This is a genomic window from Bacillus cereus group sp. BfR-BA-01381 (genome assembly GCF_022663555.1).
In the GTDB taxonomy this organism is placed as follows: domain Bacteria; phylum Bacillota; class Bacilli; order Bacillales; family Bacillaceae_G; genus Bacillus_A; species Bacillus_A pacificus.
Genome location: NZ_JAKUFR010000025.1, coordinates 33,595 through 59,264, shown reverse-complemented (window position 1 = coordinate 59,264; position 25,670 = coordinate 33,595). Strand labels below are relative to the sequence as shown.

The following is a 25,670-nucleotide window of genomic DNA, read 5'->3' as shown; positions in this document are numbered from 1 at the left end:
GAGCCTTTGAAACCGGAGCGCTAGCTTCGGTGGAGGCGCTGGTGGGATACCGCCCTGACTGTATTGAAATTCTAACCTACGGGTCTTATCGACCCGGGAGACAGTGTCAGGTGGGCAGTTTGACTGGGGCGGTCGCCTCCTAAAGTGTAACGGAGGCGCCCAAAGGTTCCCTCAGAATGGTTGGAAATCATTCGTAGAGTGCAAAGGCATAAGGGAGCTTGACTGCGAGACCTACAAGTCGAGCAGGGACGAAAGTCGGGCTTAGTGATCCGGTGGTTCCGCATGGAAGGGCCATCGCTCAACGGATAAAAGCTACCCCGGGGATAACAGGCTTATCTCCCCCAAGAGTCCACATCGACGGGGAGGTTTGGCACCTCGATGTCGGCTCATCGCATCCTGGGGCTGTAGTCGGTCCCAAGGGTTGGGCTGTTCGCCCATTAAAGCGGTACGCGAGCTGGGTTCAGAACGTCGTGAGACAGTTCGGTCCCTATCCGTCGTGGGCGTAGGAAATTTGAGAGGAGCTGTCCTTAGTACGAGAGGACCGGGATGGACGCACCGCTGGTGTACCAGTTGTTCTGCCAAGGGCATAGCTGGGTAGCTATGTGCGGAAGGGATAAGTGCTGAAAGCATCTAAGCATGAAGCCCCCCTCAAGATGAGATTTCCCATAGCGTAAGCTAGTAAGATCCCTGAAAGATGATCAGGTTGATAGGTTCGAGGTGGAAGCATGGTGACATGTGGAGCTGACGAATACTAATAGATCGAGGACTTAACCATATAATATGTAGCAAATGTTATCTAGTTTTGAAGGAATATGCCTTCATAGTTTGGTGATGATGGCAGAGAGGTCACACCCGTTCCCATACCGAACACGGAAGTTAAGCTCTCTAGCGCCGATGGTAGTTGGGACCTTGTCCCTGTGAGAGTAGGACGTCGCCAAGCAACTAAACACGAGTCAAATGACTCGTGTTTTTTCGTGTTTTATTTTATAATCCATAGTAATTAAAAATGTATTTAAATAATTATTATTTTGATTAAATACAGGAGAATGTGGCTAGGATAGTAAATAAGCAAAAGAGTTGCAAATTTTATTAATACGTATATAATTAAAGTCAAAGATAGTCAAAGTCAATAAAGGTGGCGGATAAATGAGAAATATATCTGATATCATTGAGCAATATCTAAAGCAAGTTATTGACTTAAGTAATAATAATGTGATTGAAATCAAAAGAAATGAGATTGCGGATCGATTCGAGTGCGTACCATCTCAAATCAATTATGTAATCAATACCCGTTTTACGTTAGAAAGAGGATTTGTAGTAGAAAGTAAACGTGGTGGAGGAGGTTACATTCGCATTATAAAAGTCAAACTGCATGATGATATAGACATTATTGATCAAATGCTTCATATGATTGATCATAGCGTTGCGCAAGGAAATGCAGAGAGTATGATTATACGTTTAATAGAAGAGGGAATCATAACGAATCGTGAAGCTAAACTTATGTTAAGCGTACTAGATCGTTCTGTATTATCAATGGATGTTCCTTCTCGAGATGAACTTAGGGCTCGAATATTATGCGCAATGTTAAGAACACTGAAATATAAATAAATACAGCTTTTGTAAAAGAATAATAACTAAGAGATAAGGCAGTTAAATATTGTAGAAGTTTTGAAAAAAAGAACACGCACTTTTATGTAAACGAATAAAGGAAAGTGAACAGTCTAGTAATGTATGAAAAGTACTATGAGATAGATCGTTCCTGTTGTAAAGGTGGGGATAGTGATGACTTGTCAAAACTGTAATATAAGACCAGCAACTTTACATTATACAAAAGTAATTAACGAAAAGAAGGCGGAAGTTCATCTTTGTGAGCAATGTGCAGAACAAAGTGGCTATACGTCTTTCTTTCAATCATCGCAGTCTAACTTTTCATTCCATGATTTATTTGCTGGGTTATTACACGGTGAATCAACAATGTTTGAAGAAGGAAAAAGCGGATTTTCAAACACAAATATATTAAGATGTCCAGATTGTAAAATGACATGTGAGCAACTTACAAAGGTAGGACGCTTTGGATGTGCTTCTTGTTACGATACATTTAAGGAACATTTAAAGCCGTTATTAAAACGTCTTCATGGCGGGCATACAGATCATTGTGGAAAAATTCCGAAGCGTATAGAAGGAAATATTCACTTAAAGAAAGAATTAGATGAACTAAAACTCATTCTGAAACAATACGTACAGAAAGAGGAGTTTGAGAAAGCTGCTGAAGTAAGGGATAAAATTAGAAACCTTGAAAATCAGCTTAGTGAGCATAGAGAGGGGGAATAGTTCTATGTCACTGGACAAAATTATGAATGAAGCGATTAGTCCATGGATGAAGGGGGATGGCCCTGATTCTGATATTGTTTTAAGTAGTCGAATTCGTTTGGCTCGTAATTTTAAAAAATATCAATTCTCTACTATGCAAAATGAAGAAGAAGCTAAACTGATTCAAGAATTATTTAAAAAGGAATTTATAAATAAAACGGTAGAACCTTTTGGAGAGTTTGAGCTATTAAAAATGAATGAATTAACGCCTCTTCAAAGGAGAGTATTAGTTGAAAAGCATTTAATTAGTCCCAACCTTGCAGGAACAGAATATGGAGCATGTCTATTGTCAGAAAGCGAACATATTAGTGTTATGCTGAATGAAGAAGACCATATTCGGATTCAGTGCTTATTTTCAGGATTGCAGTTATCAGAGGCTCTTCAAAGTGCCAATCAAATAGATAATTGGATTGAGAAAGAGGTTGAATATGCTTTTGATGAATCACTTGGATATATTACAAGCTGTCCTACTAATGTTGGTACAGGATTGAGGGCTTCTGTAATGATTCATTTACCGGGACTCGTTTTAACGAAAAGAATTAGCCGTATTATACAAGTAATTCAAAAATTAGGGTTAGTAGTAAGAGGAATATACGGTGAAGGTAGCGAAGCGTTAGGTAATATATTTCAAGTGTCAAACCAAATGACGCTAGGAAAATCTGAAGAAGATATTATTGCAGATTTAAAGAGTGTCATTCAACAAATCATACAGCAAGAAAAGATGGCTAGAGAATTAATTGTACAAAATTCAAGTATTGAGCTTGAAGATAAAGTTTATCGCTCTTATGGCATATTAGCCAACAGTCGTTTAATTCAATCTGCGGAAGCAGCCAATTGCTTATCAGATTTACGACTTGGTATTGATTTAGGATATATAAAAGGTATATCGAGAAATATTTTGACTGAGCTAATGGTTCTTACACAGCCAGGCATTTTACAACAATATGCAGGAGGACCTTTAGGACCAGAAGAAAGAGATTATCGAAGAGCAACCTTAATCCGTGAGCGATTACGTATTGAAAAAAACTAAGCGCAAGTAGGAGGCGATTTCTATGATGTTTGGAAGATTTACAGAAAGAGCACAGAAAGTATTAGCTTTATCTCAAGAGGAAGCGATTCGTATTGGGCATAACAATATTGGAACAGAACATATTTTACTTGGGCTTGTACGCGAAGGTGAAGGAATTGCAGCAAAAGCGTTGATTGCTCTTGGATTAAGCCCGGAGAAAGTTCAAAAAGAGGTAGAAGCGTTAATTGGGCGCGGAACAGAAGCTTCTCAAACTGTACATTATACACCGCGTGCTAAAAAGGTTATTGAGTTGTCTATGGATGAAGCTCGCAAATTAGGCCATTCTTATGTTGGAACAGAACATATCTTACTTGGTTTAATCCGCGAAGGTGAAGGGGTAGCAGCACGTGTTTTAAATAACTTAGGTGTTAGCTTAAATAAGGCAAGACAACAAGTATTGCAACTTCTTGGAAGTAATGAAGCAAGTTCAGGTCATCAAGGTGGTTCTTCAACAAATGCAAATACACCAACACTTGATAGCTTAGCACGTGATTTAACAGTTGTTGCACGTGAAAATCGTTTAGATCCTGTTATTGGACGTGGTAAAGAAATTCAACGTGTAATTGAAGTTTTAAGTCGTAGAACAAAAAACAACCCTGTATTAATTGGGGAGCCTGGTGTAGGTAAAACGGCAATTGCAGAAGGATTAGCACAACAAATCGTAAATAATGAAGTTCCTGAAACTTTAAGAGATAAGCGTGTTATGACACTAGATATGGGTACAGTGGTAGCCGGAACGAAATACCGTGGTGAATTTGAAGACCGTTTGAAGAAAGTAATGGATGAAATCCGCCAAGCAGGAAATATCATTCTATTTATTGATGAACTTCATACATTAATTGGTGCAGGTGGCGCAGAAGGTGCTATTGACGCATCGAATATTTTAAAACCATCTTTAGCTCGTGGGGAATTACAATGTATTGGGGCGACAACGTTAGATGAATATCGCAAATATATTGAAAAAGACGCAGCTTTAGAGAGACGTTTCCAACCAATTCACGTTGATGAGCCAAGTTTAGATGAATCAACTCAAATTTTGAAAGGTTTACGCGATCGTTATGAGGCACATCACCGCGTATCTATTACGGATGATGCAATTGATGCAGCTGTAAAGCTTTCAGATCGTTATATTACAGATCGTTTCTTACCAGATAAAGCAATTGATTTAATTGATGAAGCTGCTTCAAAGGTTCGCTTACGCTCTTATACAACACCACCAAATCTAAAAGAGCTTGAAGTGAAGCTTGAGGAAATTAGAAAAGAGAAAGATGCAGCTGTACAAAGTCAAGAATTTGAAAAAGCTGCTTCGTTACGTGATATGGAACAACGCTTACGTGAGAAGTTAGAAGATACGAAGCGTCAATGGAAAGAGCAACAAGGAAAAGAAAACTCAGAAGTGACAGTAGAAGATATTGCAAATGTCGTTTCTACGTGGACTCGTATCCCGGTTTCTAAACTTGCACAAACAGAGACTGATAAATTATTAAACTTAGAATCGATTCTTCACGATCGTGTTATTGGTCAAGATGAAGCAGTAGTAGCTGTAGCGAAAGCTGTTCGTCGTGCTAGAGCAGGCTTGAAAGATCCGAAACGTCCGATTGGTTCATTTATTTTCTTAGGACCAACAGGTGTAGGTAAAACGGAGCTAGCAAGAGCGTTGGCAGAATCTATGTTCGGTGATGAGGATGCAATGATTCGCATCGATATGTCTGAGTACATGGAGAAGCATTCTACTTCTCGTTTAGTTGGATCTCCTCCAGGATATGTTGGATATGAAGAAGGTGGACAATTAACAGAAAAGGTTCGCCGTAAGCCATATTCAGTTGTCTTATTAGATGAAGTAGAGAAAGCTCATCCTGATGTGTTTAACATTTTACTACAAGTATTAGAAGATGGTCGCTTAACAGATTCTAAAGGGCGTACAGTTGATTTCCGTAATACAATTGTTATTATGACATCTAACGTTGGTGCAGAAGCGTTAAAACGTAATAAACATCTTGGATTTAACGTACAAGATGAGAGCCGCGATTATTCAGATATGAAAGGTAAAGTAATGGATGAGCTGAAAAAGGCATTCCGTCCAGAATTCTTAAACCGTATTGATGAAATTATCGTGTTCCATATGCTTGAGAAAAAACATATTCAAGAGATTGTAACACTTATGGTAAATCAGTTAGTAAATCGCTTAAAAGAGCAAGAAATTGAATTGCATTTAACAGAAGGAGCGATTTCGGCTATTGCTGATAAAGGGTTTGACCGAGAGTACGGTGCTCGTCCGCTTCGTAGAGCAATTCAGAAACATGTAGAAGATAGACTATCGGAAGAACTTTTAAAAGGTGCTATTGAGAAAGGACAAAAAGTTATCTTTGATGTTGAAGGAGAATCATTTGTCATTCATAGTGCTGAAAAGGTAAAATAAGTATAGACAAACTAAGAGGGCTACGAGATAGCCCTCTTTCTTGTACGACAAGGATAAATTGTTTATAGATGAAAGTGAAGTGAGATATAAAACGATATGGCTAAAAAGAAAACAAAATTCACATGTCAAGAGTGTGGGTATCAGTCGCCAAAATATATGGGGAAATGCCCTGGATGTGGTCAATGGAATACGCTTGTTGAAGAGATGGAACCGGTTGTATCATCAAGGCGCCTTAATTATGCCAATGCAATTCAAACAGAAGTAACAAAACCAAGACGTCTAACAGAAGTGGAAACAAAGTCTGAGGCGCGTATTGAAACAAAATTTCAAGAATTTAACCGTGTACTTGGTGGCGGGATTGTAGATGGATCCTTAGTACTGATTGGTGGAGACCCCGGGATTGGAAAATCAACGTTACTGTTACAAATATCATCGCAATTAGCAGATTCTTCATATGATGTCCTATATATATCGGGTGAAGAATCAGCAAAACAGATTAAACTGCGTGCGGATCGTTTACATGTAAATGGTAGTAATCTATTTGTTGTATCAGAGACGGATTTACAGCGAATTGCAACACATATTGAAGAGGTGAACCCAGCCTTTGTTGTTATTGATTCTATTCAAACAATACATCTACCTGAAGTAACATCAGCGCCGGGAAGTGTGGCACAAGTTCGTGAATGTACAGCGGAATTAATGAAACTTGCAAAAACGAAAGGAATCCCTATTTTTATCGTTGGACATGTGACAAAAGAGGGAGCGATTGCAGGACCTCGTATGTTAGAACATATGGTCGATGCAGTTCTTTACTTTGAAGGAGACCGTCATCATACATACCGCATTTTGCGAGCAGTAAAGAATCGTTTTGGTTCTACGAATGAAATGGGTATTTTTGAAATGAAAGAGCTTGGCCTTGCAGAAGTATTAAACCCTTCTGAAATTTTTCTTGAGGAAAGACCAGTTGGGGTTGCAGGATCAACAGTGGTTGCCTCAATGGAAGGAACAAGACCAGTTTTAGTAGAAATACAAGCATTAATCTCCCCTACTAGTTTTGGAAACCCTCGAAGAATGGCAACGGGAATTGATCATAACCGTGTATCGCTTATTATGGCAGTGCTAGAAAAAAGAACAGGCTTATTATTGCAAAATCAGGATGCATATTTAAAAGTAGCAGGTGGTTTGAAGTTAGATGAACCAGCAATTGATTTAGCTGTCGCTTTAAGTATAGCTTCAAGTTTTAGAGATAAATCTACGGCACCAACCGATGCGGTAATAGGAGAAGTAGGATTAACTGGAGAAATAAGAAGAGTATCAAGAATTGAACAACGTGTACAAGAAGCAGCTAAATTAGGATTTCAACGCGCTATTATTCCTAGAAAAAATTTGGGAGGATGGACAATTCCAGATGGGATTGAGGTAGTTGGTGTATCTAATTTAGGAGAAGCGCTTCGTTTGACATTAGGAGGCTAGGCTATGGAAGAAAACAAGCAACGTGTCAAAAGTATGATTAATATTTTACAACTTGTGGCCCCAGGAACACCACTGCGCGAAGGGATAGATAATGTACTTCGCGCACAAACAGGGGGATTAATTGTTCTTGGATATAATGAGCAGATTAAAAGTATTGTTGATGGAGGTTTTCATATTAATTGTGCATTTTCTCCGGCTAGTTTATACGAATTAGCAAAAATGGATGGGGCACTTATTTTAAATGAAACTGGAAGTAAAATTTTGATTGCGAACGCACAGTTAGTTCCAGAGTCATCTATCGACTCTATTGAGACAGGTATGCGCCACCGAACAGCGGAGCGTGTAGCAAAGCAGACTGGTAGCCTTGTTGTGGCTATTTCACAAAGACGTAATGTAATTACACTATACCAAGGGAATTTACGTTATACACTAAAAGATATAGGTGTTATTTTAACAAAGGCAAACCAGGCTATTCAGACGTTAGAAAAATATAAGGCTGTATGGAATGATGGGATTACGAATTTGGGCATTCTAGAATTTGAAGAGGTTGTTACAATGTCCGAGGTGGTTCATGTTTTACATAGTGTTGAAATGGTACTACGTATTAAAAATGAAATATTGAGCTATATTCATGAATTGGGAACAGAAGGTAGGTTAATTCGTTTGCAACTTACGGAACTACTAGCCGACTTAGAAGCAGAGGCAGCGCTATTAATTAAAGATTACTATCAAGAAAAAACACAAGACCATCATCAAATTTTGAAAAAGTTACAAGAGCTTGCGAATACACAACTTCTAGAGGATAGTGATTTAGTTAAATTGCTCGGATATCCGGGACAAACGAGCTTAGAAGAAAGTGTGACGCCGAGAGGATACCGAATCACAAGCAAAATTTCGCGTGTTCCACCACTTATCATTGAAAATTTAATTAATCGATTTAAAACCTTGCAGGGTGTTTGTCGTGCAACTATTAATGAATTAGATGATGTGGAAGGAATTGGAGAAGTCAGGGCGAAGAAAATACGAGAAGGCCTAAAAAGAATTCAAGAGCATCTCTATATGAGTAGACACAATTAAGAATATTACATTGATTCCATAATATAACGACACTAGAACATTTTTGGTATATGATATGATATATTGGTAAATAAAACTATTTATAAAAAAACACGTCCGCTTTTGCATTCGGCGTTTTGATTAGCGAAACAATGGTTAATAATGAGTAGGAGGTGGTTGGATGTTAAAACGGATTGTACAGCTCTTCTTTTTAGTAATCGGGGGAGCGTTAGGGATTTACTTAATCCCAAAAGTTATTAATGTATTAGACATCGGTGCCGTTCCTTTATTGGAAGGATCGTATGTTCGTGCAATTATTGGTGCAATTATTTTATTTTTAACAACATTTTGGCTTGTAGATTATATTGTTCAACTTATTAAGCATATTGAAGAGGCTCTTGTAAAGGCGCCTGTAGCAGATGTTTTATTTGGTACATTAGGGTTAATCTCTGGGCTTATTGTTGCGTATTTAATTTTAATACCAATTCGTGAATTTACAATTCCAGTTATTAGTACAGTGTTGCAAGTGTTCTTTACTCTTTTACTAGGATATTTAGGATTCCAAGTAGGGTTTAAAAAGAGGAATGAATTGCTAGGATTATTTACATTACCACAACGTGGGAAGAAGAAAAATAATAATAGTGAGAATGAAGAACCAGAAAATGAGGTAGAAGAATCTTTAGCGCATTGGAAAATTCTTGATACAAGTGTAATTATCGATGGACGTATTGCTGATATTTGCCAAACAAAGTTTTTAGAAGGAACAATTGTCATTCCACAATTCGTGTTAGAAGAACTTCAACATATTGCCGATTCTTCTGATGCTTTAAAACGTAATCGTGGTCGTAGAGGATTAGATATTTTAAATCGTATTCAAAAAGAGATGCCGATTCCGGTAGAAATTTATGAAGGCGATTTCGATGATATTCAAGAAGTGGATAGCAAACTTGTAAAGTTAGCGAAAATCACTGGTGGAACGGTAGTAACGAATGACTTCAACTTAAACAAGGTCTCTGAATTACAAGGGGTAACGGTGTTAAACATTAACGATTTAGCTAATGCAATTAAACCTGTTGTACTCCCAGGTGAAGAACTAAGTGTTTATGTTGTAAAAGATGGAAAAGAACAAAATCAAGGTGTGGCATATTTAGATGATGGCACAATGATTGTAGTAGAAGATGGTAGAGAATATGTAGGCTCACAACTCGATGTACTCGTTACGAGTGTGTTACAAACATCGGCGGGGCGTATGATTTTTGCCAAACGTAAATTATTAGAAAAAGCATTATAAGTAGAGGATTATTAATATGTATACATTAATTATTCCAGCAGCGGGTCAAGGAAAGCGGATGGGTGCTGGCAAAAATAAGTTGTTCTTACTTATTAATGAAGTACCGATTATTGTGCATACGTTACGTGCTTTTGAAAAGGATAGAGCATGTAAAAATATTATTATGGCAATTAATGAAGAAGAGCGTCCGTATTTTGAAGAGTTAATGCAGAAGTATCCGGTTAAAAAGCCAGTGCAATTTATTCAAGGTGGAGCTGAAAGACAAGATAGTGTATATAACGCGATTCAGCATACGAGTGATGTTGAGTATGTTCTTGTACATGACGGTGCGCGCCCGTTCGTAACGAATAAAGTGATTCAAGATGTATTAACTGCAGCAGAAAAATATGGAGCTTCCATTTGTGCGGTGCCAGTGAAAGATACTGTTAAGAAAGTAGAGCAGGGTGTTGTTGTAGAAACAGTAGAAAGATCTCAGCTTAAAGCTGTACAAACACCTCAAGGGTTCTCTGTTTCTCTTTTGTTAGAAGCTCATAGAAGTGCGAAACAGAGTTGTTTTCTTGGTACAGATGATGCAAGTCTGGTAGAACGTATCGGGAAGCAAGTAGGTGTAGTAGAGGGGAGTTACTATAATATTAAGGTGACGACTCCAGAGGATTTACTAATTGCTGAAAGTTTTCTTCACGTTCAAAAGAAATGATAGCAATGATTATAGCGAAGAAAAGCTCGGCAACAGCCGGGCTTTTCTTTATAAGGATAGCGATATAATATAGAATCATAAAGCTCAGTAGTTTAGCTCGAGGAGGATGTAAAAAATGTTTCGAATTGGACAAGGTTTTGATGTACATGAATTCGCAGAGGGTAGACCGTTAATTATTGGTGGGGTTACAATTCCTCATGAGAAAGGATTAATCGGTCACTCCGATGCAGATGTATTGTTACATACAATCGCGGACGCATGTTTAGGTGCAATTGCAGCAGGAGATATAGGAAAACATTTCCCTGATACAGACCCTGCCTTTAAAGATGCTGATTCAGCTGTATTGTTGCAAAAGGTTTGGGAATTTGTGCGTGAACAAGGTTATGAATTAGGGAATTTAGATTGTACAATTATTGCTCAAAAGCCAAAAATGGCACCACATATTGAAAGTATGCGTAAACGCATTAGTGAACTATTAGAAACGTCTATTGATAATATCAATGTAAAGGCAACAACAACAGAAAAATTAGGATTTACAGGTAGAGAAGAAGGAATTGCTTCTCAAGCAGTTGTTTTATTACATAAAAAATAATGGTTTTTAATTCGTAAGATGGATAATCACATTTTTTTGGTGTACAATTATAGAATGTGTTGACATTAAGAATGGAAGGTGTACCAATTATGGAAAAGCAAGTGAGAGTGCGCTATGCGCCAAGTCCAACAGGACACTTACATATCGGAAATGCGCGTACGGCATTATTTAATTATTTATTTGCTCGTCATCAAGATGGTAAGTTTATTATTCGTATTGAAGATACTGATGTAAAACGTAATGTTGCTGGTGGAGAAGAAAGCCAATTAAAATACTTGAAATGGCTCGGTATGGACTGGGATGAAGGTGTTGATGTTGGTGGTGAATTTGGACCATATCGTCAAACAGAGCGTTTAGATATTTATAAAAAGTTATATGAAGATTTATTAGAGCGTGGTTTAGCTTACAAATGTTATATGACAGAAGAAGAACTAGAAGCAGAACGCGAAGGGCAAATTGCTCGTGGTGAAACACCTCGTTACGCAGGTAACCACCGTGATTTAACTGAAGCGCAAGTGAAAGAATTTGAAGCTGAGGGACGTATTCCAAGTATTCGTTTCCGTGTACCAGCTGACCGTGATTACACATTTAAAGATATTGTAAAAGATGAAGTTGCATTCCATTCAAATGATTTCGGTGATTTCGTTATCGTGAAAAAAGATGGGATTCCAACTTATAACTTTGCAGTAGCAGTAGATGATCACTTAATGGAAATTACACACGTGCTTCGTGGTGATGACCATATTTCAAACACGCCAAAACAAATGATGATTTATGAAGCTTTCGGTTGGGATATTCCACAATTCGGTCATATGACTTTAATTGTAAATGAAAGCCGTAAAAAATTAAGTAAGCGTGATGAATCTATTATTCAATTTATTGAGCAATATAAAGAGCTTGGATATCTTCCAGAAGCAATCTTTAACTTTATTGCATTACTAGGTTGGTCGCCAGTAGGAGAAGAAGAAATCTTCTCTCAAGAAGAGTTTATCAAAATGTTCGATGCAGCTCGTTTATCAAAATCACCTGCATTATTTGATTCTCAAAAACTAAAATGGATGAACAACCAATATATGAAAAAGCAAGATTTAGATACGGTGGTAGAATTAAGCTTACCGCATTTAGTGAAGGCTGGACGTATAGGTGAAACTTTAAGTGAACAAGAACAAGCTTGGATTCGTGATGTAATTGCGTTATATCATGAACAAATGAGCTTTGGAGCTGAAATTGTAGAGCTTTCTGAAATGTTCTTCAAAGATCATGTTGATTATGAAGAAGAAGGACAAGAAGTATTAAAAGGTGAACAAGTACCAGAAGTACTTCGTGCATTTGCTGGTCAAGTAGAAGCACTAGAAGCTATGGAACCGGCAGCAATTAAGGCTGCTATTAAAGCAGTTCAAAAGGAAACAGGTCATAAAGGTAAAAACTTATTTATGCCAATCCGTGTTGCAACTACTGGTCAAACACACGGCCCAGAGCTTCCTAATGCTATTGCACTTCTTGGAAAAGAAAAAGTTTTAAATCGTCTTCAAAAAGTAATTGGTTAACATTTTCTAGGTTTAGAAATATAATAAGTATACTTAAAACCTAATAAGGAAAAGCGACGAGAAGGAGAAGTAGAAAATCAGGCTTTTTACAGAGAGAACCACCTTAGGCTGGAAGTGGTTTATAAGCGGGTTTTTGAAATGCCCCTTCGAGTCTTCTGCTGAACAGCAAATGGTTTTGCGAAACGTCTTAGGACATAAAGTAAGCAGAAGCGGTGTACACCGTTATCAGAGATGAGTTTGAGGCTTTTTTTAGCCTAAACAGAGTGGAACCGCGCTTATAAGGCGTCTCTGTCAATATGACAGAGGCGTCTTTTTTTATACCGTAAAATTGGGTATGAGTGTAAGTTTTATCCACGTGTATAAAGATTTAGGGGGATAAGTAGGGAGTTAGTTCACTTGAAAAAGCAGCCCATAAAGGGGAGGGAACGTCGATGTTTAAGAGGCTTCGGGAAGATATTGAAGTCGTTTTTGAACAGGATCCAGCGGCAAGAAGTTATTTCGAAGTCATTTTGACTTACTCTGGATTACATGCAGTTTGGGCCCATCGAATTGCACATGCTTTTTATAAAAAGAATTTCTTCTTTATTGCACGTTGGATCTCACAAGTTAGTCGTTTCTTTACTGGCATTGAGATTCATCCAGGAGCAACAATTGGTCGTCGTTTTTTCATTGACCATGGAATGGGGGTTGTAATTGGAGAAACGTGCGAAATTGGTGACAATGTAACGATCTATCAAGGAGTTACATTAGGTGGTACGGGTAAAGAAAAGGGAAAGAGGCACCCTACAATTCAGGATAATGTATTAATTGCAACAGGTGCTAAAGTACTAGGTTCTATTACAGTTGGAGAGAATTCTAAAATTGGAGCAGGTTCTGTCGTATTAAAAGAAGTCCCTGCACATTCTACAGTTGTAGGTATACCTGGCCGAGTCGTTATTCAAAATGGAGTAAAGATCGGTCAAGAATTAAATCATTCCGACCTTCCAGATCCAATTTTTGATAAATTAAAGGTCATGGAAGTAGAACTTGATAAATTGAAAAAACAACTTGAAGTAAAGGTAGAAAGGAAGGATAAAAATGACTATTCACATTTATAATACGTTAACGCGTCAAAAGGAAGAATTTACTCCATTAGAAGAAAATAAGGTAAAGATGTATGTATGCGGACCTACAGTGTATAACTATATTCACATCGGGAATGCAAGACCACCTATGGTATTTGATACAGTGCGCCGTTATTTAGAATATAAAGGGTACGATGTGCAGTATGTATCTAACTTTACCGACGTAGATGATAAATTAATTAAAGCAGCAAATGAGTTAGGTGAAGATGTGCCGACAATTGCGGACCGTTTCGTGGAAGCGTACTTTGAAGATGTAACGGCATTAGGTTGCAAACATGCAACAGTTCATCCGCGTGTAACAGAAAATATGGATATTATTATTGAGTTTATTCAAGAACTTGTGAATAAAGGATATGCATATGAATCAGAAGGGGATGTGTACTTTAGAACGAAGGAATTCGAAGGGTACGGTAAGTTATCGCATCAACCGATCGCGGACTTACGTCACGGTGCGCGTATTGAAGTAGGAGAAAAGAAACAAGACCCTCTTGATTTTGCTCTATGGAAAGCTGCGAAAGAAGGAGAAATCTTCTGGGAAAGCCCTTGGGGTCAAGGTCGTCCAGGCTGGCATATCGAATGCTCGGCAATGGCGCGTAAATACTTAGGGGACACAATTGATATTCACGCTGGTGGTCAAGACTTGGCATTTCCTCATCATGAGAATGAAATCGCGCAGTCTGAGGCGTTAACAGGAAAAACATTTGCACGTTATTGGATGCACAATGGATATATTAATATTAATAATGAGAAAATGTCTAAGTCACTTGGGAACTTCATTTTAGTTCACGATATCATTAAGCAATATGATCCGCAGTTAATTAGATTCTTTATGTTATCAGTACATTATCGTCACCCAATTAATTTCAGTGAAGAGTTATTACAAAGCACAAATAACGGACTGGAAAGAATTAAAACAGCTTACGGTAATTTAAAACACCGTATGGAAAGTAGTACGGATTTAACAGATCATAATGAGAAATGGTTAGCTGATCTGGAAAAATTCCAAACTGCATTTGAAGAAGCGATGAATGATGACTTCAATACTGCTAATGCAATCACTGAGTTATATAATGTAGCAAATCATGCAAATCAATATTTACTGGAAGAACATACGTCTACAGTGGTAATTCAAGCGTACGTAAAACAACTTGAAACATTATTTGATATTTTAGGGTTAGAATTAGCGCAAGAAGAGTTACTAGATGAAGAAATTGAGGCACTTATTCAAAAACGTATTGAAGCTCGTAAAAATCGTGATTTTGCATTATCAGATCAAATTCGCGATGATTTAAAAGATCGTAATATTATTTTAGAAGATACCGCTCAAGGTACAAGATGGAAAAGAGGATAAGAATGATTGATGCAAAGCAATTAAACAGCTTAGCGTTAGCATATATGGGTGATGCGGTATATGAACAATATATCCGCTATCACCTACTTCAAAAAGGGAAGGTTCGTCCTAATCAGTTGCATCGATTAGGGACAAGCTTTGTTTCGGCAAAAGCACAGGCGAAAGTTGTTTATCATTTATTAGAGACAGCATTTTTAACTGAGGAAGAAGAAGCAGTACTAAGAAGAGGGCGTAATGCAAATTCAGGTACTGTTCCGAAAAATACAGATGTACAAACATATCGACATAGTACAGCCTTTGAAGCGTTAATTGGCTATCATCACTTATTAAATAATCGTGAAAGATTAGACGAAATTGTATATAAGGCAATTGCTGTTCTAGAAGAAAAGGAAGGGGGCATATCATCATGAGTAGTGAATATATTATCGGACGTAACCCTGTAATTGAAGCGTTACGATCAGGGAGAGATATTAATAAAATTTGGATCGCAGAAGGTGCTGCCAAAGGACAAGTACAAATTGTACTAGCACTAGCGAAAGAAAATAAGATTATTTTACAACATGCACCAAAAAAGAAGTTAGATCAATTAGTTGAGGGCAACCATCAAGGTGTAATTGCTCAAGTGGCCGCATATCAATATGCTGAGTTAGAAGATTTATTCAAAGTAGCAGAGAAGCGTAATGAAGATCCGTTCTTCTTAATTCTAGATGAAATTGAAGACCCGCATAACCTAGGTTCTATTATGCGTACTGCGGACGCAACAGGAGCTCATGGAATTATAATTCCGAAAAGAAGAGCTGTGGGACTTACTGCATCAGTTGCGAAAGCGTCTACTGGGGCAATTGAATATATTCCTGTTGCACGCGTAACGAATTTATCTCGTACAATCGATGAATTAAAAGAACGTGGACTTTGGATTGCTGGTACAGATGCAAAAGGGAAAACGGATTACCGTAATTTAGATGGTAAAATGCCAATTGGATTAGTAATTGGAAGTGAAGGAAAAGGTATGAGTCGTATTATTGGTGAAAAATGTGATTTCTTAATTACTTTACCGATGGTTGGTAAAGTTACATCCTTAAATGCTTCAGTGGCCGCAAGTTTGTTAATGTATGAGGTATATCGTAAACGTAACGAAATTGGTAAATAGAAAATGAACGATATTTTAATCGTTGACGGTTACAACATTATTGGAGCTTGGGGAGACTTGAAGAAACTACGGGATGTAGATTTGCAGTCATCAAGAGATGCATTGATTGATAAGATGGCGGATTACCAAGGTTACACAGGGACAAAGGTAATGATAGTTTTTGATGCTTATACAGTCCACGGTATTGAAAAAAAGATGAAACAATCGCGTGTGGAAGTTATATTCACGAGGAAGAATCAAACGGCAGATGAAAAGATAGAGCAACTTGCAATTGAACTTAGAAATATAAATACACAAATATATGTTGCGACTTCTGATTATACGGAACAATGGGTTATATTTGCTCAAGGTGCGCTCCGGAAATCTGCGCGGGAATTAGAGTTGGAAGTACAAGCGATGGAGCAACAAGTAAGAAGACGTACACAAGACACAAAAGAAAAGCAACCTGCCATGCGAAAGATATTTAGTAAAGATATTACAGAAAAGTTAGAAAAATTAAGAAGAGGAGAGCGTTGAAGCATTGACGCTCTTTGTCTTTTTACTGTATAATATTTCTAAATAAATAGCGGTCGGAGGGATCAAGGTGGAAGTAGGCTTCGTAAGTGTAGGCGACGTTACATTTCGTGATTTAGAAGATGAGGCAATCGTTGAGTTAGTTCGAAAAGGTAATACTGACGCTCTAGAATATTTGATTCACAAATATAAGAACTTTGTTCGCGCGAAATCGAGATCTTATTTCTTAGTGGGTGCCGATCGAGAAGATATTGTTCAAGAAGGTATGATTGGATTGTTTAAAGCGATTCGTGATTATAAGGAGGACAAGCTGTCTTCATTCAAAGCATTTGCTGAACTGTGTATCACTCGACAAATTATTACCGCTATTAAAACAGCAACCAGGCAAAAGCATATTCCGTTAAATTCATATGTGTCTTTAGATAAACCGATTTATGACGAGGAATCTGATCGGACATTATTAGATGTTATTTCGGAAGCGAAAGTAACTGATCCTGAAGAAATGATTATAAGTCAGGAAGAATATACAGACATAGAATCTAAAATATCTGAATTATTAAGCGATTTAGAAAGAAAAGTGCTTTCTTTATATCTAGACGGCCGTTCTTATCAAGAGATTTCGGAACAGTTAAATAGACATGTGAAATCTATTGATAACGCTTTACAGAGAGTAAAACGGAAATTGGAACGATATATGGAAATGAGAGAGAGTACCACTTTAAATTCATAACAAGTACTACAGGTGTAAAAAATCACCTGTTTTCTTTTTGTAGGGAGTACAAAAGGCATGACATTGACATTGTCTTTTATTGTATGATACATTTTTAGGGACATAATGTTACAAGGTTGGTGTAACTAATGAGGAAAAAAGTTGTACTCTCATGTGAAGAGTGTAAAAATCGAAACTACTCTACGATGAAAGATACGAGCTCAGTAGAGCGACTTGAAATAAAGAAATTTTGTAAAACATGCAATCAGCATACAGTTCACAAGGAAACAAAATAAATAATTGAAATAATACACTGGAGGTCCCGTAGATGCGTTTAACGAACTTTTTCGGCGATGTAGGTCGCGAAATGAAAAAAGTAAGTTGGCCTAAAAAAGATGAATTACTCCGTTCAACAGCGACTGTTATCGCTACAGTTGTCTTCTTTGCGATTTTCTTCGCAGTTGTTGATATGGGCATTTCTTCTTTAATTCGGTTAATTCTTGGTTAATTCTTGAATAAGAAGCACTTATCCATGATATAATGTTATTTATAAGAACTGTGTAAAAGCCCGGTGAACGGGTTTTTTCATTTGCGCAAAAAAATGTACGTCAGGGAGGGAAGGACGCTCGTCCTAAATGAATGGAAAAAAGTTGGTATGTTGTCCATACTTATTCTGGATATGAAAATAAAGTAAAAGCAAACCTAGAGAAACGTGTAGAATCAATGGGTATGCAAGATAAAATTTTCCGTGTTGTTGTCCCGGAAGAAGTAGAAGTAGAAATGAAAAACGGTAAAGAAAAATTAATGAAAAGAAAAGTGTTCCCAGGTTATGTATTAGTAGAATTAATCATGACTGATGACTCTTGGTATGTTGTACGTAACACACCAGGTGTAACTGGGTTCGTTGGTTCTTCTGGTTCTGGATCTAAACCATCACCTCTATTAGAAGAGGAAGTTGTTACCATTATGAAACATATGGGAATGGACAACGAAGTGGTTGATTTCGACTTTGAACTTCATGAGACAGTACGTGTAAATGAGGGACCATTCGCAGATTATACAGGTGCTATCGAAGAAATTGATGTGGAGAAGAAGAAGGTTAGCGTGCTTGTGGACATGTTTGGTCGCGAGACTCCAGTTGAACTTGACTTCCATCAAATTGAAAAATTATAAAATGAAACTTGAAATGAATTGTAAAAAGTGATAATATCTTTTAAGTCAGTACGTCTTCGTTATCGGAGACGTTTTTTGAAAGATTTTATCCTTAGAGATAAAATATGACGTGGGAGGGCAAATCACTGTCCAATTGACCACATCACGGACTTAAGGAGGTGTGTCTCGTGGCTAAAAAGGTAATTAAAATGGTAAAGCTTCAAATTCCTGCAGGTAAAGCTAACCCAGCTCCACCAGTTGGTCCAGCATTAGGACAAGCAGGTGTTAACATCATGGGCTTCTGTAAAGAGTTTAACGCTCGTACAGCAGATCAAGCTGGTCTTATCATCCCTGTTGAAATTACGGTATTTGAGGACCGTTCATTCACTTTCATTACTAAAACTCCTCCTGCTGCTGTTCTTCTTAAGAAAGTAGCTGGTATTGAGTCTGGTTCTGGTGAACCAAACCGTAATAAAGTGGCAACTGTTAAGCGTGATAAAGTACGCGAAATCGCTGAAACTAAAATGCCTGACCTAAACGCTGCTAGCGTAGAAGCTGCAATGCGTATGGTTGAAGGTACTGCACGCAGTATGGGCATCGTTATCGAAGACTAATTCGATTTGTTTTTTAAAAAAGGTTGCGGGTCTGGAATTCCAATTCGCAACCTTTATTATCGTAAATGATTATCGTTTTTAAATAAATGGGTGGCGCGCATCCTCAGGTTATACCTGAAAATAAGCGTAAACGTGGGAGGTTATTCCGCTAAAACCACATTCGAGGAGGAAATAAAAATGGCTAAAAGAGGTAAAAAGTACGTAGAAGCTGCAAAGCTTGTTGATCGTGCAGCTGCTTACTCTGCAACAGAAGCAGTAGAATTAGTAAAGAAAACAAACACAGCTAAATTTGATGCAACTGTAGAAGCTGCATTCCGTTTAGGTGTTGACCCTAAGAAAGCTGACCAACAAATCCGTGGTGCAGTTGTTCTTCCACACGGTACTGGTAAAGTACAACGTGTATTAGTATTCGCTAAAGGTGAAAAAGCTAAAGAAGCTGAAGCTGCTGGAGCTGACTTCGTAGGCGATGCTGATTACATCGGTAAAATCCAACAAGGTTGGTTCGATTTCGATGTAGTAGTAGCAACTCCTGACATGATGGGTGAAGTTGGTAAACTTGGTCGCGTATTAGGACCTAAAGGTTTAATGCCAAACCCTAAAACTGGAACAGTTACTTTCGATGTAACTAAAGCTGTTAACGAAATCAAAGCTGGTAAAGTTGAATACCGCGTTGATAAAGCTGGTAACATCCACGTTCCAATCGGTAAAGTATCTTTCGAAGATGCTAAATTAGTAGAAAACTTCAGAACAATCGCTGACACTTTACAAAAAGTTAAGCCAGCTGCTGCAAAAGGTACTTACATGAAGAACGTAACAGTTGCTTCTACAATGGGACCTGGCGTACGTGTAGACGTTTCTACATTAGCGTAAATTTTGGAAGTTGACTTCATAAAGAAGTTTTAATATAATCATTTATGTTGTGAATTTAATTAGTGTACCGTAGACAGTAGGTGTCAATAGACTTAATTCCCTACCTAGGTGTTAATATACGAAGCGGAATTTTTTTCTGTGACTATATGCCTCCATGTCTACAAGTTGGGCATGGAGGTTTTTAGTGCACTTTCGGTACATCTTCTATATAATCTACAGGAGGTGTAATAACATGAGCAAAGTAATCGAAACTAAACAACAAGTTGTAACTGAAATCGCGGACAAACTTCGCGCTAGTAAATCTACAATCGTTGTTGACTACCGTGGTTTAACAGTTTCTGAAGCAACAGAATTACGTAAGCAATTACGTGAAGCTGGCGTTGAGTTCAAAGTTTACAAAAACTCTCTAACTCGTCGTGCTGCAGAATCTGCTGAAATGGCTGAGTTAAATGAATTCTTAACAGGACCAAACGCAATCGCGTTCAGTAACGAGGATGTAGTTGCTCCTGCGAAAGTATTAAACGACTTCGCTAAAGATCATGAAGCTTTAGAAATTAAAGCGGGCGTAATCGAAGGTAAACTTGTAACACTTGATGAGGTTAAAGCTATCGCTACTCTTCCATCACGTGAAGGCTTACTTTCTATGCTTCTTAGCGTTCTTCAAGCTCCAATCCGTAACCTTGCACTTGCTACTAAAGCAGTTGCAGACCAAAAGGAAGAGCAAGGCGCTTAATTTTTTAAAAGATAATTACGTATTATCGATAAAACAATACAAACCTATTTAAGGGAGGATATTTACAATGACTAAAGAACAAATCATTGAAGCAGTTAAATCTATGACTGTATTAGAACTTAACGACTTAGTAAAAGCTATCGAGGAAGAATTCGGCGTAACTGCTGCTGCTCCTGTAGCTGTTGCTGGTGGCGCTGGAGAAGCTGCTGCTGAGAAAACTGAATTTGATGTGGAACTAACTAGCGCTGGTGCACAAAAAATCAAAGTTATCAAAGTTGTTCGTGAAATCACTGGTCTTGGCTTAAAAGAAGCTAAAGAATTAGTTGACAACACTCCAAAAGTAATCAAAGAAGCTGCTGCTAAAGAAGAAGCTGAAGAAATCAAAGCTAAACTTGAAGAAGTTGGCGCTGCTGTAGAAGTTAAGTAATTAACTTTTGATGCTTTAAAAAAAGCTCGCTCTCATGCGAGCTTTTTTTTTAACTGTAAAGAAAAGAGGTGGCCATATGGCAGACCATTATTTTTCTAACGACCCTTCTAGTAAAAGTGATCGTAAGCGATGGGAATTTGCGCTTCGTGGATCTCAATTTACTTTCTTATCTGACCGTGGGGTGTTCTCGAAAAACGAAGTGGACTTTGGTTCTCGTCTTTTAATTGAAGCGTTTCAAGTGCCAGATATTAAAGGTGATATATTAGACGTAGGTTGTGGATATGGACCAATTGGTTTATCGTTGGCGAAAGAGTTTCAAGACCGTAAAGTTCACATGGTGGATGTGAATGAAAGGGCACTTGAGCTTGCGAAAGAAAATGCCGCTAACAACAGAATTGGAAATGTGCACATTTTTCAAAGTAGCGTCTATGAAAATGTAGATGGTATGTATGCTGCTATTCTATCTAATCCTCCAATTCGTGCAGGTAAAGATATCGTGCATGAGATTTTAGAAAAAGCTGTAGAACATTTAGTTCCAGGCGGAGAGTTGTGGATTGTTATTCAAAAGAAACAAGGGGCACCATCTGCGCTGAAGAAACTAGAAGAAGTATTTTCTGAAGTCGAAGTTGTAGAAAAGAAAAAAGGATATTATATCATAAAATCAAAAAAACGTTGACGGTTATTTTTGGCTATGTTAACATTATACAATGCCAATATATGATTTTCTGCGTTGAGAAAGATGTATATTTTTGTTTCTCTTGGAAAAGATAGTAAAATCAGCAGATTATGAAACAGAATGATGGTTTTCTTATAGAAGCCATTTTTCTTTTTTGAACAGGTAGAAAGACTCAACGTATTTATCTTTAAGAGAAAAAAGACTACGCTAAATAGCAGTAGTTGTATTTATTTGTGATTTTGCACAAATTTTTTTGTGCATTTATAATACTCATGATTTGAGGGGTGAAGCAGTTGACAGGTCAACTAGTTCAATACGGACGCCACCGCCAACGAAGAAGTTATGCCCGTATTAGTGAAGTATTAGAGTTACCAAATCTTATCGAAATTCAAACCTCTTCTTATCAGTGGTTTCTTGATGAGGGTTTGCGAGAAATGTTCCAAGACATTTCTCCGATTGAAGACTTTACGGGAAATCTATCGCTTGAATTTATCGACTACAGCTTAGGTGAACCTAAATACTCTGTAGACGAATGCAAAGAGCGTGATGTGACGTATGCAGCACCACTTCGTGTAAAAGTGCGTCTAATCAACAAGGAAACTGGTGAAGTAAAAGAACAAGATGTGTTCATGGGAGATTTCCCACTCATGACAGAGACTGGAACATTCGTAATTAACGGTGCAGAACGTGTTATCGTTTCCCAGTTAGTTCGCTCTCCAAGCGTATACTATAGTGGCAAAGTGGATAAAAACGGAAAACGTGGTTTTACTGCTACTGTAATTCCAAACCGCGGAGCTTGGTTAGAGTATGAGACAGATGCTAAGGATGTTGTATATGTGCGTATTGACCGTACGCGTAAACTTCCTGTAACTGTTTTGTTACGCGCATTAGGGTTTGGCTCTGATCAAGAAATCACCGAGCTTTTAGGTGATAACGAATACTTAAGCAACACATTAGAAAAAGACAACACAGATAGCACAGAAAAAGCATTGCTTGAAATTTATGAGCGTCTACGTCCTGGTGAACCACCAACAGTAGAAAATGCTAAGAGCTTACTTGTGTCTCGTTTCTTTGATCCAAAGCGCTACGATTTAGCAAATGTAGGTCGCTACAAGATCAACAAAAAGTTACACATTAAAAACAGATTGTTTAATCAACGTTTAGCTGAAACATTAGTGGATCCAGAAACTGGTGAAATTTTAGCGGCAGAAGGAACAATCTTAGATCGTCGTACACTTGATCGCATTTTACCTTACTTAGAGAAAAACATTGGATTCAAAACAGCGAAACCAATGGGTGGAGTGGTAGAAGGCGATGTTGAGCTGCAATCTATTAAGATTTATGCTCCTGAGTCAGAAGGCGAGCGCGTAATTAATGTAATTGGTAATGCAAACATTACTCGTGATGTAAAACACATCACACCAGGTGATATCCTTGCTTCTATCAGTTACTTCTTCAACTTACTATACAAAGTAGGGGATACAGATGATATCGACCACTTAGGAAACCGTCGTCTGCGTTCTGTTGGAGAACTATTACAAAATCAATTCCGTATCGGTCTTTCTCGTATGGAACGTGTTGTTCGTGAGAGAATGTCGATCCAAGATACAAATGCAATTACACCACAGGCATTAATTAATATTCGTCCTGTTATTGCATCTATTAAAGAGTTCTTCGGAAGTTCTCAGTTATCTCAGTTCATGGACCAAACAAATCCATTAGCAGAGTTAACTCACAAACGAAGATTATCTGCATTAGGACCTGGTGGTTTAACGCGTGAGCGCGCAGGCTTTGAAGTACGTGACGTTCACTACTCTCACTATGGTCGTATGTGTCCGATTGAAACACCAGAGGGACCAAACATCGGTTTGATTAACTCATTATCTTCGTTCGCGAAAGTAAATGAGTTTGGTTTCATTGAAACACCATACCGTCGTGTTGACCCAGAAACTGGTCTTGTAACAGGGCATGTTGATTATTTAACAGCAGATGAAGAAGATAATTATGTTGTAGCCCAAGCGAATATGAAATTATCTGAAGAAGGAGAATTCCTTGATGAAGATATCGTAGCTCGTTTCCGTGGTGAAAACATTGTCACAAATAAAGAACGTATCGACTACATGGATGTATCACCAAAACAAGTAGTGTCGGCAGCGACAGCTTGTATTCCGTTCTTAGAAAACGATGACTCTAACCGCGCACTTATGGGAGCGAACATGCAACGTCAGGCGGTTCCGTTAATGAATCCGGAATCTCCGATTGTAGGTACAGGTATGGAGTACGTATCAGCAAAAGACTCAGGTGCTGCAGTAATCTGTAAACACCCTGGTGTTGTTGAACGCGTAGAAGCACGTGAAGTTTGGGTACGTCGCTATGTAGAAGTTGACGGTCAAACAGTAAAAGGCGACTTAGATCGCTACAAAATGCAAAAATTCATTCGTTCTAACCAAGGAACTTGCTACAACCAACGTCCAATCGTAAGTGTTGGAAATGAAGTTGTAAAAGGTGAAATCCTTGCGGATGGTCCTTCTATGGAATTAGGTGAACTAGCACTTGGACGTAACGTGCTTGTTGGCTTCATGACTTGGGACGGTTATAACTACGAGGATGCAATCATTATGAGTGAGCGCCTTGTAAAAGATGATGTGTACACTTCTATTCATATTGAAGAATATGAGTCAGAAGCTCGTGATACGAAGCTTGGACCAGAAGAAATTACACGTGACATTCCAAACGTTGGGGAAGATGCATTACGCAACCTTGACGAGCGCGGTATCATTCGCGTTGGTGCGGAAGTAAAAGATGGAGATTTACTTGTTGGTAAAGTAACACCTAAAGGTGTAACAGAATTAACAGCTGAAGAACGTCTATTACATGCTATCTTTGGAGAAAAAGCGCGTGAAGTACGTGATACATCACTACGTGTACCACACGGTGGTGGCGGTATTATCTTAGACGTAAAAGTATTCAACCGTGAAGATGGCGACGAATTGCCACCAGGCGTGAATCAACTTGTGCGTGCATATATCGTTCAAAAACGTAAAATTTCTGAAGGTGACAAAATGGCCGGACGTCACGGTAACAAAGGTGTTATCTCTCGTATTTTACCAGAAGAAGATATGCCTTACTTACCAGACGGTACGCCAATCGATATCATGTTAAACCCATTAGGGGTACCATCTCGTATGAATATCGGTCAGGTATTAGAGCTTCATCTTGGTATGGCAGCAAGATACCTTGGCATTCACATTGCAACACCAGTATTCGATGGTGCTCGTGAGGAAGATGTTTGGGGCACAATTGAAGAAGCTGGTATGGCAAATGACGCGAAAACAATCCTGTATGACGGACGTACTGGTGAACCATTCGATAACCGTGTATCTGTTGGTGTCATGTATATGATCAAACTTGCGCACATGGTTGACGATAAACTTCATGCTCGTTCTACTGGACCATACTCACTTGTAACGCAGCAGCCTCTTGGAGGTAAAGCTCAGTTCGGTGGACAGCGTTTCGGTGAGATGGAGGTTTGGGCACTTGAAGCTTATGGTGCTGCTTATACTCTTCAAGAAATCTTAACAGTGAAGTCTGATGATGTTGTTGGACGTGTTAAGACGTATGAAGCAATTGTTAAAGGCGAAAATGTTCCAGAACCAGGCGTTCCTGAATCATTCAAAGTATTGATTAAAGAGCTGCAAAGTTTAGGTATGGACGTTAAAATGATGTCTAGCGACGATACAGAAATTGAAATGCGTGATACGGAAGATGACGATGATCATCAATCAGCAGATAAATTGAATGTCGAAGTTGAGACAACTAAGGAATAATTGGGATAAC

At 38.2% G+C, this 25,670-nt stretch carries 25 protein-coding genes, 2 rRNA genes and 2 other annotated features; all 27 genes read left to right on the top strand.

What is annotated here, in order from left to right:
• Window positions 1–775, top strand: a 23S ribosomal RNA gene (locus MR079_RS11310); the annotation flags it as partial.
• A 49-nt stretch (window positions 776–824) separates the two neighbouring features.
• Window positions 825–940, top strand: a 5S ribosomal RNA gene (rrf, locus tag MR079_RS11305).
• 206 nt (window positions 941–1,146) lie between these two features.
• The gene (ctsR, locus tag MR079_RS11300; protein ID WP_001244563.1) at window positions 1,147–1,608 is read left to right on the top strand and encodes a transcriptional regulator CtsR; all 462 of its coding nucleotides are present in this window, start codon (window positions 1,147–1,149) and stop codon (window positions 1,606–1,608) included.
• Between the two features lie 174 nt (window positions 1,609–1,782).
• Window positions 1,783–2,331, top strand: coding sequence for a protein-arginine kinase activator protein McsA (locus MR079_RS11295; protein WP_242293994.1), 549 nt, complete (start codon window positions 1,783–1,785; stop codon window positions 2,329–2,331).
• 4 nt (window positions 2,332–2,335) lie between these two features.
• Window positions 2,336–3,400, top strand: coding sequence for a protein-arginine kinase McsB (locus MR079_RS11290; RefSeq protein WP_000050822.1), 1,065 nt, complete (start codon window positions 2,336–2,338; stop codon window positions 3,398–3,400).
• Between the two features lie 22 nt (window positions 3,401–3,422).
• Window positions 3,423–5,858 carry an ATP-dependent protease ATP-binding subunit ClpC gene (gene clpC / locus MR079_RS11285; protein WP_000971179.1) on the top strand — a complete coding sequence of 812 codons (2,436 nt, stop codon included), beginning with the start codon at window positions 3,423–3,425 and terminating at the stop codon, window positions 5,856–5,858.
• 96 nt (window positions 5,859–5,954) lie between these two features.
• The gene (gene radA / locus MR079_RS11280) at window positions 5,955–7,331 is read left to right on the top strand and encodes a DNA repair protein RadA (RefSeq protein WP_001085212.1); all 1,377 of its coding nucleotides are present in this window, start codon (window positions 5,955–5,957) and stop codon (window positions 7,329–7,331) included.
• Window positions 7,332–7,334: 3 nt separating this feature from the next.
• A complete protein-coding gene (disA, locus tag MR079_RS11275) occupies window positions 7,335–8,408 on the top strand; it encodes a DNA integrity scanning diadenylate cyclase DisA (protein ID WP_000392168.1) in 1,074 nt (357 codons plus the stop codon).
• A 160-nt stretch (window positions 8,409–8,568) separates the two neighbouring features.
• Complete coding sequence (locus tag MR079_RS11270; RefSeq protein ID WP_000919684.1) at window positions 8,569–9,678, top strand: PIN/TRAM domain-containing protein; 1,110 nt, start codon at window positions 8,569–8,571, stop codon at window positions 9,676–9,678.
• Window positions 9,679–9,694: 16 nt separating this feature from the next.
• Window positions 9,695–10,375 carry a 2-C-methyl-D-erythritol 4-phosphate cytidylyltransferase gene (gene ispD / locus MR079_RS11265; RefSeq protein ID WP_242293993.1) on the top strand — a complete coding sequence of 227 codons (681 nt, stop codon included), beginning with the start codon at window positions 9,695–9,697 and terminating at the stop codon, window positions 10,373–10,375.
• Window positions 10,376–10,490: 115 nt separating this feature from the next.
• A complete protein-coding gene (ispF, locus tag MR079_RS11260; RefSeq protein WP_242293992.1) occupies window positions 10,491–10,967 on the top strand; it encodes a 2-C-methyl-D-erythritol 2,4-cyclodiphosphate synthase in 477 nt (158 codons plus the stop codon).
• Window positions 10,968–11,056: 89 nt separating this feature from the next.
• A complete protein-coding gene (gene gltX / locus MR079_RS11255) occupies window positions 11,057–12,514 on the top strand; it encodes a glutamate--tRNA ligase (protein WP_000415154.1) in 1,458 nt (485 codons plus the stop codon).
• A 47-nt stretch (window positions 12,515–12,561) separates the two neighbouring features.
• Window positions 12,562–12,807: a binding site (T-box leader), on the top strand.
• Window positions 12,808–12,945: 138 nt separating this feature from the next.
• Window positions 12,946–13,611 carry a serine O-acetyltransferase gene (gene cysE / locus MR079_RS11250; RefSeq protein WP_000476500.1) on the top strand — a complete coding sequence of 222 codons (666 nt, stop codon included), beginning with the start codon at window positions 12,946–12,948 and terminating at the stop codon, window positions 13,609–13,611.
• Window positions 13,592–14,989: a cysteine--tRNA ligase gene (cysS, locus tag MR079_RS11245; RefSeq protein ID WP_048553561.1), complete on the top strand. Its 1,398-nt coding sequence runs from the start codon at window positions 13,592–13,594 to the stop codon at window positions 14,987–14,989. Before cysE ends, cysS begins: the two co-directional genes overlap by 20 nt.
• A gap of 2 nt (window positions 14,990–14,991) precedes the next feature.
• On the top strand, window positions 14,992–15,399 hold the full coding sequence (locus MR079_RS11240) for a Mini-ribonuclease 3 (protein ID WP_242293991.1): 408 nt from the start codon (window positions 14,992–14,994) through the stop codon (window positions 15,397–15,399).
• A complete protein-coding gene (gene rlmB / locus MR079_RS11235) occupies window positions 15,396–16,139 on the top strand; it encodes a 23S rRNA (guanosine(2251)-2'-O)-methyltransferase RlmB (protein WP_000093759.1) in 744 nt (247 codons plus the stop codon). Before MR079_RS11240 ends, rlmB begins: the two co-directional genes overlap by 4 nt.
• 3 nt (window positions 16,140–16,142) lie before the next feature.
• On the top strand, window positions 16,143–16,655 hold the full coding sequence (locus MR079_RS11230; RefSeq protein ID WP_000997883.1) for an NYN domain-containing protein: 513 nt from the start codon (window positions 16,143–16,145) through the stop codon (window positions 16,653–16,655).
• Between the two features lie 67 nt (window positions 16,656–16,722).
• Window positions 16,723–17,382, top strand: coding sequence for an RNA polymerase factor sigma-70 (locus tag MR079_RS11225; protein WP_098151008.1), 660 nt, complete (start codon window positions 16,723–16,725; stop codon window positions 17,380–17,382).
• Window positions 17,383–17,510: 128 nt separating this feature from the next.
• A complete protein-coding gene (gene rpmG, locus MR079_RS11220) occupies window positions 17,511–17,657 on the top strand; it encodes a 50S ribosomal protein L33 (RefSeq protein ID WP_002070160.1) in 147 nt (48 codons plus the stop codon).
• 32 nt (window positions 17,658–17,689) lie between these two features.
• Entirely contained in the window at window positions 17,690–17,869 is a 180-nt protein-coding gene (gene secE, locus MR079_RS11215) for a preprotein translocase subunit SecE (protein ID WP_001241321.1), read from the top strand.
• A 131-nt stretch (window positions 17,870–18,000) separates the two neighbouring features.
• Complete coding sequence (gene nusG / locus MR079_RS11210; RefSeq protein WP_000415794.1) at window positions 18,001–18,534, top strand: transcription termination/antitermination protein NusG; 534 nt, start codon at window positions 18,001–18,003, stop codon at window positions 18,532–18,534.
• A 167-nt stretch (window positions 18,535–18,701) separates the two neighbouring features.
• Window positions 18,702–19,127 carry a 50S ribosomal protein L11 gene (gene rplK, locus MR079_RS11205; RefSeq protein ID WP_001085872.1) on the top strand — a complete coding sequence of 142 codons (426 nt, stop codon included), beginning with the start codon at window positions 18,702–18,704 and terminating at the stop codon, window positions 19,125–19,127.
• Between the two features lie 177 nt (window positions 19,128–19,304).
• Window positions 19,305–19,997, top strand: coding sequence for a 50S ribosomal protein L1 (gene rplA, locus MR079_RS11200; protein WP_002020168.1), 693 nt, complete (start codon window positions 19,305–19,307; stop codon window positions 19,995–19,997).
• A 49-nt stretch (window positions 19,998–20,046) separates the two neighbouring features.
• Window positions 20,047–20,190, top strand: a sequence feature (ribosomal protein L10 leader region).
• Window positions 20,191–20,229: 39 nt separating this feature from the next.
• Window positions 20,230–20,730 (top strand): 50S ribosomal protein L10, encoded by a 501-nt coding sequence (gene rplJ, locus MR079_RS11195; RefSeq protein ID WP_000048716.1) that lies wholly within the window; start codon window positions 20,230–20,232, stop codon window positions 20,728–20,730.
• A 67-nt stretch (window positions 20,731–20,797) separates the two neighbouring features.
• Complete coding sequence (rplL, locus tag MR079_RS11190; protein WP_000159736.1) at window positions 20,798–21,157, top strand: 50S ribosomal protein L7/L12; 360 nt, start codon at window positions 20,798–20,800, stop codon at window positions 21,155–21,157.
• Between the two features lie 76 nt (window positions 21,158–21,233).
• A complete protein-coding gene (locus MR079_RS11185) occupies window positions 21,234–21,833 on the top strand; it encodes a class I SAM-dependent methyltransferase (protein ID WP_029439121.1) in 600 nt (199 codons plus the stop codon).
• 293 nt (window positions 21,834–22,126) lie between these two features.
• Entirely contained in the window at window positions 22,127–25,660 is a 3,534-nt protein-coding gene (gene rpoB, locus MR079_RS11180) for a DNA-directed RNA polymerase subunit beta (protein WP_000147555.1), read from the top strand.
• Window positions 25,661–25,670 lie beyond the last annotated feature (10 nt).

Excerpts from the sequence above, each read along its gene's own strand:
- MR079_RS11290 (WP_000050822.1), top strand. The coding sequence starts at position 2,336 with ATGTCACTGGACAAAATTATGAATGAAGCGATTAGTCCATGGATGAAG.
- secE (WP_001241321.1), top strand. The coding sequence starts at position 17,690 with ATGCGTTTAACGAACTTTTTCGGCGATGTAGGTCGCGAAATGAAAAAA.
- radA (WP_001085212.1), top strand. The coding sequence starts at position 5,955 with ATGGCTAAAAAGAAAACAAAATTCACATGTCAAGAGTGTGGGTATCAG.
- ispD (WP_242293993.1), top strand. The coding sequence starts at position 9,695 with ATGTATACATTAATTATTCCAGCAGCGGGTCAAGGAAAGCGGATGGGT.
- rlmB (WP_000093759.1), top strand. The coding sequence starts at position 15,396 with ATGAGTAGTGAATATATTATCGGACGTAACCCTGTAATTGAAGCGTTA.
- clpC (WP_000971179.1), top strand. The coding sequence starts at position 3,423 with ATGATGTTTGGAAGATTTACAGAAAGAGCACAGAAAGTATTAGCTTTA.
- MR079_RS11230 (WP_000997883.1), top strand. The coding sequence starts at position 16,143 with ATGAACGATATTTTAATCGTTGACGGTTACAACATTATTGGAGCTTGG.
- nusG (WP_000415794.1), top strand. The coding sequence starts at position 18,001 with ATGGAAAAAAGTTGGTATGTTGTCCATACTTATTCTGGATATGAAAAT.
- rpmG (WP_002070160.1), top strand. The coding sequence starts at position 17,511 with ATGAGGAAAAAAGTTGTACTCTCATGTGAAGAGTGTAAAAATCGAAAC.
- MR079_RS11185 (WP_029439121.1), top strand. The coding sequence starts at position 21,234 with ATGGCAGACCATTATTTTTCTAACGACCCTTCTAGTAAAAGTGATCGT.
- ispF (WP_242293992.1), top strand. The coding sequence starts at position 10,491 with ATGTTTCGAATTGGACAAGGTTTTGATGTACATGAATTCGCAGAGGGT.
- cysE (WP_000476500.1), top strand. The coding sequence starts at position 12,946 with ATGTTTAAGAGGCTTCGGGAAGATATTGAAGTCGTTTTTGAACAGGAT.
- disA (WP_000392168.1), top strand. The coding sequence starts at position 7,335 with ATGGAAGAAAACAAGCAACGTGTCAAAAGTATGATTAATATTTTACAA.
- gltX (WP_000415154.1), top strand. The coding sequence starts at position 11,057 with ATGGAAAAGCAAGTGAGAGTGCGCTATGCGCCAAGTCCAACAGGACAC.
- rplA (WP_002020168.1), top strand. The coding sequence starts at position 19,305 with ATGGCTAAAAGAGGTAAAAAGTACGTAGAAGCTGCAAAGCTTGTTGAT.
- MR079_RS11295 (WP_242293994.1), top strand. The coding sequence starts at position 1,783 with ATGACTTGTCAAAACTGTAATATAAGACCAGCAACTTTACATTATACA.
- rplJ (WP_000048716.1), top strand. The coding sequence starts at position 20,230 with ATGAGCAAAGTAATCGAAACTAAACAACAAGTTGTAACTGAAATCGCG.
- MR079_RS11240 (WP_242293991.1), top strand. The coding sequence starts at position 14,992 with ATGATTGATGCAAAGCAATTAAACAGCTTAGCGTTAGCATATATGGGT.
- MR079_RS11270 (WP_000919684.1), top strand. The coding sequence starts at position 8,569 with ATGTTAAAACGGATTGTACAGCTCTTCTTTTTAGTAATCGGGGGAGCG.
- cysS (WP_048553561.1), top strand. The coding sequence starts at position 13,592 with ATGACTATTCACATTTATAATACGTTAACGCGTCAAAAGGAAGAATTT.
- rplL (WP_000159736.1), top strand. The coding sequence starts at position 20,798 with ATGACTAAAGAACAAATCATTGAAGCAGTTAAATCTATGACTGTATTA.
- ctsR (WP_001244563.1), top strand. The coding sequence starts at position 1,147 with ATGAGAAATATATCTGATATCATTGAGCAATATCTAAAGCAAGTTATT.